This is a genomic window from Actinoplanes oblitus (assembly GCF_030252345.1).
In the GTDB taxonomy this organism is placed as follows: Bacteria; Actinomycetota; Actinomycetes; order Mycobacteriales; family Micromonosporaceae; genus Actinoplanes; species Actinoplanes oblitus.
Window position 1 is genome coordinate 8,621,783 of the sequence record NZ_CP126980.1, and the last position, 14,671, is coordinate 8,636,453.

The 14,671-nt window shown below is 72.4% G+C and carries 6 protein-coding genes; 2 read left to right on the plus strand and 4 right to left on the minus strand.

What is annotated here, in order from left to right; translation table 11 throughout:
• Nucleotides 1-6: 6 nt before the first annotated feature.
• Nucleotides 7-1,854: a dihydroxy-acid dehydratase gene (gene ilvD / locus Actob_RS38270; RefSeq protein ID WP_284916853.1), complete on the plus strand. Its 1,848-nt coding sequence runs from the start codon at nucleotides 7-9 to the stop codon at nucleotides 1,852-1,854.
• A gap of 472 nt (nucleotides 1,855-2,326) precedes the next feature.
• Here the strand turns inward: ilvD and Actob_RS38275 are convergent, their stop codons facing one another.
• The 3 genes from Actob_RS38275 to Actob_RS38285 form a co-directional block, all read right to left on the minus strand.
• On the minus strand, nucleotides 2,327-7,657 hold the full coding sequence (locus Actob_RS38275) for a peroxidase family protein (protein ID WP_284916854.1): 5,331 nt from the start codon (nucleotides 7,655-7,657) through the stop codon (nucleotides 2,327-2,329).
• Between the two features lie 201 nt (nucleotides 7,658-7,858).
• Nucleotides 7,859-8,626: a hypothetical protein gene (locus Actob_RS38280; protein ID WP_284916855.1), complete on the minus strand. Its 768-nt coding sequence runs from the start codon at nucleotides 8,624-8,626 to the stop codon at nucleotides 7,859-7,861.
• Nucleotides 8,626-10,299 (minus strand): multicopper oxidase family protein, encoded by a 1,674-nt coding sequence (locus Actob_RS38285; RefSeq protein WP_284916856.1) that lies wholly within the window; start codon nucleotides 10,297-10,299, stop codon nucleotides 8,626-8,628. The genes Actob_RS38280 and Actob_RS38285 overlap by 1 nt, the downstream gene beginning before the upstream one ends.
• A gap of 125 nt (nucleotides 10,300-10,424) precedes the next feature.
• On the opposite strand from Actob_RS38285, the gene Actob_RS38290 reads away from it, so the two are divergent.
• The gene (locus Actob_RS38290) at nucleotides 10,425-12,155 is read left to right on the plus strand and encodes a BTAD domain-containing putative transcriptional regulator (RefSeq protein WP_284916857.1); all 1,731 of its coding nucleotides are present in this window, start codon (nucleotides 10,425-10,427) and stop codon (nucleotides 12,153-12,155) included.
• Nucleotides 12,156-12,190: 35 nt separating this feature from the next.
• Here Actob_RS38290 and Actob_RS38295 read toward each other — a convergent pair whose 3' ends face one another.
• Nucleotides 12,191-14,320 (minus strand): PKD domain-containing protein, encoded by a 2,130-nt coding sequence (locus Actob_RS38295; protein ID WP_284916858.1) that lies wholly within the window; start codon nucleotides 14,318-14,320, stop codon nucleotides 12,191-12,193.
• Nucleotides 14,321-14,671: the final 351 nt, after the last annotated feature.

Consider the following 14,671-nt stretch of genomic DNA (forward strand, 5'->3'; position numbering starts at 1 on the left):
GGGGAAATGCCTGAGCTGCGCTCCCGGACCTCGACCCACGGTCGAACGATGGCCGGTGCCCGCGCCCTGTGGCGCGCCACCGGCATGACAGACGACGACTTCGGCAAGCCGATCGTCGCCATCGCCAACAGCTACACCCAGTTCGTACCGGGGCACGTGCACCTCAAGGACCTCGGCGGCCTGGTCGCCGAGTCGATCGCCGCGGCCGGCGGCGTCGGGCGCGAGTTCAACACCATCGCCGTCGACGACGGCATCGCGATGGGTCACGGCGGCATGCTCTACTCGCTGCCCAGCCGCGAGCTGATCGCCGACGCGGTGGAGTACATGGTGAACGCGCACTGCGCCGACGCCCTGGTCTGCATCTCGAACTGCGACAAGATCACCCCGGGCATGCTGATCGCCGCGCTGCGGCTGAACATCCCGACGGTCTTCGTCTCCGGCGGCCCGATGGAGGCCGGCAAGACCGTCGCCATCGAGGGCATCGTCCACGAGAAGCTGGACCTGGTCGACGCGATGAGCGCCGCGGCCAACGACAACGTGACCGACGCCCAGCTGGACACCATCGAGCGTTCGGCGTGCCCGACCTGCGGTTCCTGCTCCGGCATGTTCACCGCCAACTCGATGAACTGCCTGACCGAGGCGATCGGCCTGTCGCTGCCCGGCAACGGCTCGACGCTGGCCACGCACGCCTCCCGCAAGGCGCTCTTCACCGAGGCCGGCCGGCTGATCGTGGAGATCGCCAAGGAGTACTACGAGAAGAACGACGAGTCGGTGCTGCCGCGCTCGATCGCCAATCGGGACGCCTTCGAGAACGCGGTGGCCCTGGACGTGGCGATGGGCGGCTCCACCAACACGGTGCTGCACCTGCTGGCCGCGGCCCGCGAGGCCGGCCTGGACTTCAGCGTCGCCGACATCGACGCGATCTCCCGCCGGGTGCCCTGCCTGTCCAAGGTCGCGCCGAACAGCCCGAAGTACCACATGGAGGACGTGCACCGGGCCGGCGGCATCCCCGCCCTGCTCGGTGAGCTGCACCGCGGCGGGTCGCTGCGCCCCGGCGTGCGCGCGGTGCACGCACCGTCGCTGGACGCCTGGCTGGCCAAGTGGGACATCCGGGGCGGTTCGCCCTCGGAGGAGGCTCTGGAGCTCTTCCACGCCGCGCCCGGCGGGGTGCGCACCACCGAGCCGTTCAGCACCACCAACCGGTGGGCGAAACTGGACACCGACGCCGCCGAGGGCTGCATCCGGTCCGTCGAGCACGCGTACACCGTCGACGGCGGCCTGGCCATCCTGTTCGGCAACCTCGCCCCGGACGGCTGCGTGGTCAAGACCGCCGGCGTCGACGAGTCGATCTGGAAGTTCACCGGGCCGGCCCGGGTCTACGAGTCCCAGGACGACGCGGTCACCGGCATCCTCGGCAAGGAGGTCGTCGAGGGCGACGTGGTGGTCATCCGCTACGAGGGCCCCAAGGGCGGGCCCGGCATGCAGGAGATGCTCTACCCGACCTCGTTCCTCAAGGGCCGCGGCCTGGGCAAGGCGTGCGCGCTGATCACCGACGGCCGCTTCTCCGGCGGGACGTCCGGGCTGTCCATCGGGCACGTCTCCCCCGAGGCGGCGGGCGGTGGCCTGATCGCCCTGGTCGAGACGGGTGACGAGATCACCATCGACATCCCGGGGCGGAGCATCACGCTGAACGTGCACGACGACGTGCTGGCCCAGCGGCGGCACGAGCAGGAGCGGCGGCCCAAGCCGTACTCGCCGGCCAACCGGCAGCGGCCCGTGTCGGCGGCGCTGCGGGCCTACGCGTCGATGGCGACCAGCGCGAGCGACGGGGCGTACCGGCGGGTTCCCGAGTAAGGATCGGTTCCGGTTCTTCGCGGCCGGTGCCGGGCAGGGTGGGATTTCGGTTCCGCGCCGCTGCCCGGCACCGGCCGCTGTCTTTTGCTTTCGGTACGGCCGGGGCGCCCGCCGCCCGGCTGGTCACAGTCCCGGGCGGCTGGTCAGAGTCCCGGGTGTCCGGGCACAGGCCTCGCCCAGTTGGTCGCGGTCTCGCCCGCCTCGTCGCAGTCCCGCCCACCTCGTCGCAGTCCCGGCCACCCAGTCGCAGTCCCACCCACCCAGGGGGTAGCCCCCGTTGGCCAGTGTGGCGGAAATGCGCCGGGCCGACCGGGCAGCCTGTGGACAAGTCGCCGCTGTGGAAAAGCCCCCAGGGGCGAAACGGAGCCAGCGCCCGAAACCCAGAACACCACCGGCTCGAGGTGCACAGATGCGAAAGAGGTGATGCCGGCACCTCCGAGGAGGGCCGGCATCACGAGGCGGTTCGGTCGGGTCAGCGGACCGTGGCGGTGCCGGATCGCGACGGACCGGCGCCGGCCGCGCCGACGGCCCGCAGCGTGAAGCGGTACCTGGTGTTCGACCGGACGCCGGCGGGCGCGACGAACTTCGCGGACCGGGTCCCGGCGGAGAAGGCCAGGACCAGCGGAGCTCCGGCGGCCTTGCCCGTTGCGGTGAGGCGCTGGGCGGTCAGGCGGTAGGCGGTGATCGCAAGGCCGCCGGAGGTGGCGGGGGCGGTCCAGCTCAGGGTGGCGGTCAGGGCGCCGCCGACACGGCCGGAGGTGGCCGTGAGGGAGCGCGGGGCGGACGGGGTGGTGTGCGGGGTGACCGGCCTGCTCGAGGCCGACCAGGAGGCGGCGCCGATCCGGTTCACGGCGCGGACCTGGAAGTGGTAGGCGGTGCCGTTGGTCAGGCGGGTCACGGTCTGGGCCGAGGCCGCGCCGGGGGCGGTGCGGAGCGGACCGACCTGGTGGTTCCTGGCATCCAGGACTCGGATCTCATAGCGCAGGATCGGCGAGCCGCCGTTGCCGGCCGGGGCGGTCCAGCGGACCACGGCCAGGGACTTGCCGGCTGCCGGGGTGCCGATGCGGGCGACGCCGGGGACGGTTCGCACGGTGGCCGGCGGGCTGGTCGGACCGGTGGGATGCCGCGGGAAGGGCGGAGTCGGGCCAGCGGTCGGCGAGGTCGCCGGGGAGCCGGTGGACGGGGGCTTGGCAGGCGTCGCGGCCGGGCCGCCGGTCGGGGACGCCGTGGGGACGCCGGTGCCGGGGGTCACCCCCGAGCCGCCGGAACCAACGCCGGTCCCGGAACCAACGCCCGTCCCGGAGCCGGAGGACGGCGGCGGGTTGGTGCCGGCGACGGCCGGGGCGGGGATGACACGGTTCGAGATCGCGGAGAACTCGCTGGCCCCGGCCGCGTTGACGGCGCGGACCCAGAAGGCGTACGGCAGGCCGTTGGTCAAGCCCGTGAAGGTCAGCTCGGTGGCGTCCGGCCCGGCCGCGTCCACGCCCACCACGATGCCGGTCTCGTCGTCGAGCACCTGCACCTCGTAGCCGTAGATCGGGCTGCCGCCGTCACCGGCCGGCCCGGTCCAGCGGACCACGGCGCTCTCGTCCCGAGCGGTGGCCACGCCGATGACCGGCGCGCCCGGCGCCACCGGGGCCACCGGCGTGGTCGGCGCCGCCGTCGGAACAGCGATCGTGGGCCCACCGGTAGCGGGCGGAACCGTCGTCGGACCGGCGATCACCGGCGAAACGGTCGTCGGACCAGGGATCGTCGGCGGAACGGTCGTCGGACCGGCAATCACCGGCGGAACGGTCGTCGGATCGACGGCCACCGGCGGCACGGTCGTCGGATCGGCGGTGACCGGCGGGTTGGTGGCCGTCGTGCCGCCGTCGCCCGGTTCGGTCGTGGCCGCCACCGGGGTCACCGGCTCGGACGGCTCGCTGTAGACCCCCGGCCCGGCCGCCGTCTCGCCGCGGACCCGGAAGGTGTACGCCACCCCGTTGCTCAGCCCGGCCACCTCGACGCTGCGGGTGCCGGCCGGCAGCGTGGTGGTCACGGTCCCAGCCACGCTGACGCGCTGCAGGGTCAGGCCGGTAAGCCCGGCGCCGTCCGGCACGGTGATCAGCACGGTCGCCGAGGCGTCGCCGGGGAACGCCGACACACCGAGGAAGGCGGAGAGGCCGGTCACGTCCACCGTCTGGTCGTCGAACCGGAGCAGTTCGACGTTGCGCACGGTGTCGGTGCCGTCCGGCCCGGCCACCTGGACGCCGCCGGCGATCGGTGTGATCGCGTACGCCGCCCGGTTCCCCGCGAAGACCGCCGTGTCGGTGCCCGGGGTCACCGACGTGACGATCTCCCGTACCGTACTGATGTCCTTGGGGTTGATCTTGCCGGCGAAGACGTCGGCTCGCAGCTCGGTGAGGCTCCGGGCCGAGCGGATCTCGTTGCCGTCCGCGTCGCGGACGCTGAGGCGGACGGTGAGCCAGCGGTCGCCGTCCAGGATGTCGTCGCCGCCACGCCCGCGCAGGATGTCGTCGCCCGGCCCGCCGAGCAGGATGTTGCCCGCGCCCCAGACGTTCCCGTGCAGGTCACAGGGCCGGCCGGTCTGGTTGCCGACCGCCGAGACCGGTGTGGTCAGCGACGTGACGACCTGGTCCAGGCCGTGGATCCGGGCGACGCCCGCGGCGTCCAGGGCGTCGCAGCCGAGGAAGCCGCCACCGCCCACGTCCGACGGGGTGACGTCGTCGCCGCTGAGGACGTCGTCCTGGGTGCCGCCGGAGAGGGCCTCGACCTCGTTGTAGCGGTCCCGGACGCCGATCGTGAGGTTGTTCAGCGGCGCGAGCGGCAGGGCCAGATCGGAGTCGGCCTTCTCCGAGGCGGCGATCGACCAGTCGTAACCCGAGCCGCCGGCGTTCTTCTCGATGCCGGGGCCCTGCACGCCGATGTCGTCGCCGCCCTCCATGTCGTAGTCGTCGTCGCCGCCCTGGCCGATCAGCACGTCGTTGCCGGGCTTGTTGGCGTCGTCCAGGAAGAACAGGTTGCCGCTGTCGCCCTGGAGCAGGTCGGGCGAGTTGCCGCCCTCCTGCCAGTCGTCGCCGGAGTCACCCCAGACGCTGTCCTCGCCGTCCCCGGCGATCACGAAGTCGTCGCCCTCGCCGGCGAACGTCTCGTTGGCGTTGGCGCCGCCGTCGGTGAAGTCGTCGCCGTCGCCGGCCAGCACGATGTCCAGGCCCGGACCGCCGTCGATGGCGTCGTTGCCGGGGCCGCCGCGGGGCAGGTCGTCGCCGCCGGCGTCGGTCAGCACGTCGTCGCCCTCACCGCCGATCACCGAGTCGTTGCCGGGGCCGCCCTCCAGCACGTCGTCGCCCTCGGCGCCCCAGACGGTGTCGTCGTCGTTGCCGGCGCCGACCCGGTCGGTCCCCTCGGTGCCGAGCCACACCGTCTGCGGGTTGGCGACGGACCGGTCCCGCTGCTTGACCGTGCCGTCGGCGAGGCGGAGCAGCTGCGCCGACTCGTCGCATCCGGAGAGCGGGTCGTCGAGGACGCGGTTGCCGGAGAAGTGCAGGCGGGACAGGTCGTAGACGCAGTCGGCGGTGGCGAACACGTCGGCACGCAAGCCCTGGACGCCGGTGTTCCGCGTGATCAGCTCGGCGAACGTGCCGCCCTCCAGCTGGGTGCGCAGGTTCATGCCGGGCGTCCGGGCCAGGTAGTAGAACCGGTCGCCGTTCTGCAGCGCGGTCAGCTGGGTCTCGAAGACGTAGTCGAAGGTGCTGCCGAGCAGGCCGCCGAACGGGTCGTTGGCCTCGGCGAGCCCGCCGATCCACAGGTCGATGTCGTCGACGCCGGAGTTCGCCGCGGGTGCGTTCAGGAAGGCGGCGCCGGCCGGGGTGTCGAGCAGCTCCTGGGCCGCCGCGCGCTTCGCCGCCACCCCCGGGGCGGCCAGGATCGACGGGTCGGTTCCGTAGGCGGCCACGAAGTTCACCAGCGAGGCCGGGTGCTTCAGGTGCTCGCCGAAATCGACCCAGCTGACGTACGGCCTGAGCCGCCCGTCGTTCGTCGTGTCGTGCAGCGCCCGGCGGAACACGTTGAGCGGCGGGACCCCCTCGGACCGGCCCCGGGCGATGTTGATCGCGGCCAGGTCGGTGGGCAGGCCGAGCAGCTTGTTGCGCAGCGTGTCGGTGACGAACTCGTCGATGTCGTTGCCGACCTGACCGGACATCCCGGCGACCACCTCGCCGGCGGCCTGCTCCGGGCCGAGCGTGCCGTCGTTGGTGAACGCGGCCGGGTCGAGGAAGCCGTCGAGCAGCGGCAGCGAGTCGTCGGTGCCGTCGGCGGCGGTCCGGGCGATCGTCTCGGTCAGCATCGAGTGGCCGAACCGGTAGACGGCGTGCGCGAACTCCGCGTAGATCGCCGGGTTGATCTCGGTCTGGGTGAACGCGAACGGCTGGAACGGGTTGATCGCCGGCTGGATCTTGCGGGCGAACTCCTCGAAGACGAGGTGCTGGTACTCCATCTCGTTGATGAACTTGGCGCCCTGGAAGAGGCGCTCGCCGGTCCAGTCGGCGGTGACGCCGGCTTCCTCGGCGACCCGCTGCAGGTCGCCGACCAGGCGGTTGTGCTCGGAGTGGAAGATCTGGTGCACCGCGGTGAGGCCGATGTTCTCGTTGACCCGGCCGTCGCCGGCCACGTAGTGCCGGTCGAGCAGGGCGGCGTCGTAGCCCGGCTTCGACGGGTCGGCGGCGTGCGCGATGTCGGTGAGGAACGGCGTGTCGAAGCGCAGCACCCCGGCGGGCACCGCGACCGGGGCGGCGGTGTCGCCCTCGACCAGGCCGGTCGCGGTGACGAACTGCGGCAGGCCGCGGGCCGGGCCGGGGACGAAGTCGCCGTACGCGTCGGCCAGCACCGTCGGCACGCTCAGCGCGTCGGCGTCGGTGAGCCGCAGGCCGAGGGTGGTGGCCGCCTGCCGCTTCACGTCGGCCCAGGTGGGCAGCCCGCCGTCGGCGCCGGTCAGCAGCCGGCCGGTGTCCTGTGCCCGCGCGTCGTATTCGCGCAGGAAGACCTGGTGCGCGGCGTGCGACGTGTAGGTCTGCGAGTTGTCGACGTACGGGGTGTCGGTGTTCTTGGCGTTCGCGCCGCCGGCTGCCCGGCTGAGCACCATGAACCGCAGCGACGGCGGCAGGTGCTCGCTGATCACCAGCGGGTCGTCGGCGGCGAGCGGGATGATCACCGCGGTGTTCCCCTTGACCGTCTGGTCGACGCCGTGGTCGAAGAACTGGCCGAACAGGGTGAACCAGGAGTTGTAGGGCGCGGAGAGCCCGGCGTCCGGAGTGACGTTCGGGATGCCGGCGGCCGGGTCACCACCGTGCGCCGCCGCCACCGCGGCCGGATTCGCCGCGCTCTGGTCGGCGATCAGGTTGCTGATCGTCCGGGGCTGCGCGTCGGTGGCGTTCGCGCCGGTGTAGCCGGTCCGGTACCGCGCCGGGACCAGGCGCGGGAAGGTCTGGTCGGCCGCGCCGTCACTCTGCTGGCCGGCGGTCAGGTGGTTGCAGCTGCCGTCGACGGTCCGCAGGCCCATCGAGAGCAGCGGGCTGGCCAGCTGGTGGGGTCCGGTGCCGAGCAGCGCGCCGCACGGGCCGGTCGCGCTGGTCGTGTTCGCTACGTGTGCCTCAGCGATCTTGATCTGCTTGAGGAGGTAGGCCAGGTCGGCGGCGGTGACGGTGAATCCCTGACCGATCGGGGCGGCGCGCCCGGCGGCGGGCGCGACGAGGACCGCGGTGACCAGTACGGCCACCATGGCGACGACGGAACGGAGCTTCGGCAACGGACGCCCTCCCAGGACGACGCGAGATGCCCGTTTAGCACGGGTATTTCGTACATGTTGGGATGGCTGGCTGAGGTCCGGCTCTAGCCCGACTGAGGCAGGCCACCCCGCAGTCGCGAGATGGCCTGTCTCAGGTGCGCCGGTCGGTCGCCGTCCGCCGCACGCACGGTTCGCCCGCTGCTTCCGTACGCGAAAGCGGGGTCAATGTCCGTGGTGTTCGCCGGCGGTGTCGAGCTCGGGCACGCCGCCGGCGAGGTCGACACCCGCCCCCGGTGCGGTGGCCGAGACGGTCACCCGGTCGGCGGTGGTCCCGGCCGCGCGGGCCATCGCCTCCCGGACCGCGCCGATCCGCCCGTCGCTGAGCAGCGCGCCGAAGTAGCGCACGGTCAGCCCGGCCGGCTGCACGGTGGTCACGTAGTGGTTCAGTGAGTCGCTGAGGATGCCCTCGGCGTCCTCGCGCTGCCTCGCCTGCTCGGCGGTCACCCCGTTGGTGACCACGGCGAACGTGAGGTCGTGCACCAGCACCGTCTGGGTGAGGTAGAAGGCCACGTCGGCCGGCTGGTGGTCGCGCATCAGCGCCTCGGCCCGCCGCACCGGCACGCCCTCCGGCAGCACCAGCGTGATCTCGGGCACCAGGTAGGCGAGCATCTCCTCGCTGAACACCGCGAACGAGGCGTCGGTCAGCTCGCCGAGCCCGTCCGCCCTGGCCGCCGCCCGCAGCTCGCTCCGCACGTGCGCACGGTCGGCGTTCCGGGCCGGGCGCACCGCGATCGCCGCCCGCTCGCGCACCATCGGCCCGTCGAAGGTGGTGGTGGCCCAGCCGTCGCCGGCGTCGTCAGTGATCGTGGCGGCCTGGGCCGGGGTCCCGGCCGGGGGCGTGGCGAACCAGCCACCCGACCAGGCCGCCACCGCGACCGCGACCAGCACCAGGGCCAGGCTCAGCGCGGCGCCCCGCAGTCGTCCGCCCATCAGGTGCCCAGCGGGTAGCTCGGCGCGTACCCCACCGGCATCTCCGGCTCGGTCTCGTCCCAGGCCGGGTCGGCGGTCATCGGGTTGTTGGTCTCCAGGTCGCCGACCGCGAACTGGATCATCATGTCGCTGTCCTCGTGGACCAGGTTGTGGCAGTGCGTCATGTACCTGCCGCCGGCGTTGCCGTCGCCGGTGGTGAACTGCATCAGCGCTGTCACCGTCTCGTTCTCGCCCAGGTAGAAGACGTCCTTGCCGCCGCCCTCCCACGGGTGCGCCTTGCCGTTGGCGGTGGTGTTGCGCCCGATGATCTGGGCGTCGATCAGGTGGATGTGGAACGAGTGGAACCAGCCACCGGACTCGTTGACCAGCTCCCAGATCTCCACGTCGTAGGGCTTGGGATTGCCCAGCACCCGGGTGAAATCGGAGTGCTCGACGTCCGCCCAGGTCTCCCCGTTGACGGTCCACAAGCTGTTCTTGCGCTCCACGCGCAGCCGGCGCCGGGCGGTGGCCATGTCCGGGGTCAGTTTGTTGACCTCGATCGCGCCCCGGTTGGCGAACGGCTGCGGGCCCAGGTCCAGCGTCGCCGGGATCCGGTACGTGTCGGCCGGGCCCGAGTCGGCGACCACCTCGAACTGCATGATCTTGCCGGTGTTGGCGAAGTCGACGTTGTTCTTGTTGCTCAGGTTCTTCAGCTCGATCTTCGTGCCGGGCTGGTACTTCCGGAAGTCGATCAAGATCTCGTAGCGCTCGGCGCCGCCCTGCCGGAACGACGGCACGGCGTTCACCTTCGGCGTCATGCCCGCGTCGTTGCCGACGATGTAGATCGGGTCGCCGGTGCTCAGCGCGTACCGGAAGGACCGGGAGATGGAGGCGGCCAGCACCCGGAACCGGTACACCCGCGGCTTGACCTTCATCTTCGGCCACGGCACGCCGTTCACCAGGATCACGTCGCCCATGTAGCCGGCGTTGCCGTCCGGCTCGAACGAGGCCGAGCCGTCGGCGTTGAACGAGATGTCGCTGACCACCAGCGGCACGTCGAACTCACCCTGCGGCAGTTGCGCGGTCTCGTAGGGATCTTTCAGGTGGTACTGGGCGGCCAGGCCGGAGTACACGTTCTGCGCGGTGTCCCCATGGTTGTGGTCGTGGTACCAAAGGGTCCGGCCCTGCTGCCAGTTCGGGTACTTGTAGGTCTTCACCTGACCGGGTTTCGTCTGATCATTGGCGTAACCGTCGTACTGCGGCAGGGAGGCCGACCCGTGCAGGTGGGTGACCGTGCTGAACGGACGCCCGTTCAGGGTGTTCGTGCTCGGCAGGGCGTTGCAGATCCGGACCTCGGTCCGGGTGCCCTGCTGGACCCGGATGGTCGGGCCCGGGAAGATGCCGTTGTAACCGGCGACGGTGGTGGTCAGGCCGGGCAGGATGCTCGCCCTCCCGAGCTTCTGGGTGAGCCGGTACTTCTGGTACGGCCCCTGCTCGTCCACGCCCTCCGCGACCGGCAGCAGCACCGGCGGCCGCCGGAACAGGTTCGTGTACGGCGTCGGCATGTTCTTGGCCGCGAGCTTGCTGGACGACGCCACCACCTCGCCGCCGGCGGTCATCACGATCAGGCCACCGCCACCGACAGCGAGCGCACCCTTCAACAGGTCGCGCCGACTCAGACTCCCGCGTGCCATCGGACACCTCTTCTTCCCAGGGGTTGCACAGGGAGACGCAACCTAGAAACACGCACTGAGGGGTTCCAGTGGCGATGCTGAGGCCGTCCGCTCAAGTCCGGCGCGAATCGGGCGATCTCCAGAACGTGGGACTGCGCGTCAGCGTTCTGGGACAACTCACCGTCACCGACGGTGCGGGCGGCGTGCTGCCCGCCGGCGAGCTGCCCCGCCGGGCCCGCCAGGTGCTGGCCGTGCTGGCCGCCCGGCACGACCGGATCCAGTCCAAGGACGCGCTGGCCGACGCGGTCTGGGGCGAGGACCTGCCCGGCAACCACGCCGGCGCGCTGGAGCACTACGTCTCGGTGATCCGCCGCCGGCTCCAGCCCCAGGGCTCCCCGGCGAGCTGGTTCATCGTGACCCGCAGCGGCGGCTACCTGTTCGACACCTCGCGCGCCGGCCTCGACCTGGCCGACCTGCGGAACCTGCTGCGCAAGCTGGACTCGCTGCCACCCGGCGACCCCCGGCTGCCGGTGCACGAGCAGATCCTCGAGCTGGCCCGGGAGCTGCCGTTCCCGGAGGACCCGTACGCCGACTGGGCCGGCCCGGTCCGCGCCGAGGTCTCCGTGGCCGCGGTGAACGCCCTGCTCAAGCTGGCCGCCGCGGCCCTCGCCGAGGACGCCGCGCGGTCGTTGCGGCTGGCCCAGGAGGCGATCGAGCTGAACCCGTTCCTGGAGTCCAGCTACCAGGCCGCGATGGCCGCCGCGGTGGCGATGGGCCGCCCGGACGACGCGCTGCGCATCTTCGAACGCTGCCGGCAGGTGCTGGACAGCGAGCTGGGCGTGGCGCCCTCGGCCGAGCTGGCCCAGATCAAGCGAGCCGTGCTGGCCAGCCGGTCGGTGGAGATCCCGCTGCCGGCCCCGCAGCCGGTCACCGCACCGGTGCCGGTGCCGGTGTCGCCGGTGGTACCCACCGAGCGCTTCCTCGGCCGGGTCGCCGAGATCCGCCTGATGCTGGAGCCGGAGACGCCCCCGGTGGTGCACATCGTCGGGCCGAGCGGCTCGGGCAAGTCGGCCTTCCTGGCCGAGCTGGGCCGGCACGCGCCGGGCCGGATCGGGATCGGCGCCGCCGGCCCGGCCGTCGGGGTGCTCCGCCTGTCCTGGCTGCGCAACGCGCTGACCGGCCTGGAGGCGAAACCGGAGGCGATCGAGGCGGTCGAGCGGGCGCTGCCCGGCCAGCCGCTGGACCAGGCCGCCCTGGAGCTGATCGCCACCACCTTCGACCGGCCCGAGCAGGTCTACCTGGCGGTGGACGACGCCCGGGACCTGGACGCGGCCAGCGTCGCCGAGCTGGCCTGGCTGAGCCGGCACTGCCCGGCGCTGCGCCTGGTGCTGGCGTACGACTATCCGTCGCAGATCACCGGGCGGCCGCTCGCCGGCCTGGGCACCCCGGTGGTGCTGCGGCTCACCCCGCTCACCGCCGAGGAGTTGGAGCCGCTCGGCGACCCCGGCCTGCGTGACCTGACCGGCGGCATCCCGGCCCTGGTCGCGGTGGCCCGCCGGCCGCACGAGGTGGCCAGCGCGGTGGCCATGCAGATCGCCCGCCGGCGGACCGAGTGGATGCCGCCGCTGGCCTGGGAGGTGCTACGGGTCACCGCGGTGCTCGGCGACCTGGGCGCCACCGAGCTGGCGGCGCTCACCGGGCAGCCGGTGACCGACGTGCTGGCCGCCGTCGACGCGCTGGTGCACGCGTGCCTGCTGCGCGAGGGCCCGAACGGGCAGGTCGGGCACGCGAGCACCCTGGTACGCACGGCGGTGGGCGCCCAGGTCTCCGCCGCGACCAGCCTCTACCTGCGCAAACAACTGACGGCGGCCTCCTGAGTCAGGAGACCGCCGCCGGTGCGGGTGGTGCGTCGTCAGTTGGTGACGGTGACCGCCTGGGCGAGGGCCACGCCACCGGTCGAGGTGACCAGGCTGACGGTCCGCACGGTGCCCGGCACGGGGCCGGTCACCCGGATGCTGAAGGCGCCCGTCGCGTCCACCGGTCCGGTGCCGATCACCCGGCCGGTGAGCGTGTCACCGAGCACCGCGGTGATCCGCTGACCGGCGATCAGGCTGCTGGTGCCGCTGATCCGCCATTCGTTGTTGCCGGTGCGGTAGCGGACGGTGATCCCGCCGGGGAAGCTCTCCGCCACCGGCCGGACGGTGACCCGGTCGGTGGTGACGCCGTTCGGGTTGGTAGCGGTCAGCTCGAGCACCACCGGGTCGTTGGTGTAGACGAACCCGGCGTTCGGGCCGGGCGAGGCCGGCAGCGCCTGCGCCGGGTAGGTGAAGGTCGGCTTGGCCGAGGTGGCGCCGGCCAGCGTCACCGCCGGGCCGGAGACCTGCTTCCAGGCGTACGACTCGACACCGGTGGACGCGGACCCGTCCAGGGTGACCGCCTTGCCGCGGACCACGGTCTGGTCCGTCCCGGCCTCGGCCACCGGCAGGGCGGCGGCGACCACTGTCACCGGCACCTCGACCGGCGCGCTCACGCCGCCCGGACCGGTCACCACCAGCTGGAACGCGTAGTCGCCCGGCTGCTCCGGCGTGAACGACGCGGAGGCCGTGGTGCCGCCGGTCAGGGGCACCGCCGGGCCGGCCGTCTGGGTCCACCGGTACGTGTCGATCTCGCCGGTCGATCCGGTGCCGTCCAGCTTGACCAGCTGCTTGACCACCGAGATCCGGTCCGCGGTGGGGCCGGCGACCGGGGCGACCGGGCCGAAGACGGCGCCCGAGCCGATCAGCGGGGCGGTGGCCGTACCGCCGCCCGACGAGGTCACGGTGATCGCGGCCGGCGGCGCCACCACGCCGGTGAACGGCTGGCCGGTGATCGGGCCGTATCCGGTCACGCTCAGCACGCCCGGGGTGGCGTCCCGGTCGCTGCTGGTGGCGGCCACGGTCAGGGTCTGCGCGTCGGCGTCGTACTCGGCCTTGGTGACCTGCACGACGTCGACCAGCTTGCGGGTCTTCGTGGCGACCGGGCGGTCCGAGGCGTTGAGCACCTGGACGCTCGGGGCGGCCGGCAGCGGGCCGGTCAGCGGGAAGCGGCCGTAGTAGTGCCCGTTGCCCGAGCCGCGCAGCCGGGTGCCGCGGATGCCGAGCGCCGGGTTCGCGGCGATCTCGATGGCCTGGCCGGGCTCGCTGGTCGCGTACACCTCGACCACGCCGTTGCCGTCCGAGCCGGTGGTGTAGGTGGCCTGGTCGACGTCGACGCCGGCGTTGGTGGCGTACCGGCCCTGGACGCTGAACGTGTCGGTGAACCCGACCTGGGACAGCACCGCGCCGGACTGCGGGTCGAGCTCCTCGATCCGGACGAAGTTGGTGCCGTACGGGCTGCCCACCACCCTGTGCTCGACGCCCGGGTCACCGAGGTAGCCGGCCGGGGCGGCCGGCGCGACCGACGGGTCCCACTTGAGGAACGGGCCGACCCGGCCGCTCAGCACCTGGCCGAACACGCCGGGCGTGGTGCCGACGTCCTCGGTCATCCGGACGCCCTTGTCGTCGGCGGTGAGGTCGTCGATGCCGTACGGGTGAGTGATCTTGAAGCGCTTGCCGGCGGCGGCCGGGAACCGGATGCGGACCCGGCCGAAGACCATCTGGTCGCCCTCGACGACCGCGTCGTTGGCCCAGGCACCCTCGACGTTGAGGCCGATCACGGCCTTGGAACCGTCGGCGAGCGTCAGGGTGGCGTCGGCGAGCTGGTAGAAGAACTCGCCCGGGAAGTTGGCCGGGTACGAGACCGGCAGGTCGGGGTTGGGCACCTCGTCCGGCAGGGTGGCGCAGAGCGGGTCGTCCAGGGTGGTGCAGGCCTCCAGGCGGGCCCCGGTGCTGTCCCGGTACCAGGAGGGGAAGCCGTGCTCGGCGATCGGGCCGACCTGGGTGAGCCGGCCGTCACGGGCGGTCGGCGGAGTGACCACCGTCGCGGCGGCGCTCCCGGCAAGCGGCGCGATCACCGCCAGCGTCACCCCGGCGGTGATCGACCATCGCAGGAGATGGTTTTTCATCGGACTCCTCGGTTGTGTCAAGGTGCGCCACCCTGACGGCCGGCACCGAGGACCGGCTCACGGAAAACTGAGTGATTCCTGAGTCTCGTCCGGCACATCCCGCGAGGCCGGAAATTCGTATCGTTCCGACTGGGCGATGACCGCCCGGCCCCGCTCCTCGATATCGAGTGCGGAGACCGCCGTGGGGAGGAGCCCGACGAGTGCGGAGAACGGCGCGTCGCCGACCCACCGTCAGATCCCGCGGGTGCTCTCCGGGCCGCGGGACGGCTCCTGATTGATCTCCCACTGACTTAACCGGTCAAGTACACTGACTACCGCCACGTCGGCTGGCTAGACTCGGCGGGACCCTAG

Excerpts from the sequence above, each read along its gene's own strand:
- ilvD (WP_284916853.1), top strand. The coding sequence starts at position 7 with ATGCCTGAGCTGCGCTCCCGGACCTCGACCCACGGTCGAACGATGGCC.
- Actob_RS38280 (WP_284916855.1), bottom strand. The coding sequence starts at position 8,626 with ATGGGCGGACGACTGCGGGGCGCCGCGCTGAGCCTGGCCCTGGTGCTG.
- Actob_RS38285 (WP_284916856.1), bottom strand. The coding sequence starts at position 10,299 with ATGGCACGCGGGAGTCTGAGTCGGCGCGACCTGTTGAAGGGTGCGCTC.
- Actob_RS38295 (WP_284916858.1), bottom strand. The coding sequence starts at position 14,320 with ATGAAAAACCATCTCCTGCGATGGTCGATCACCGCCGGGGTGACGCTG.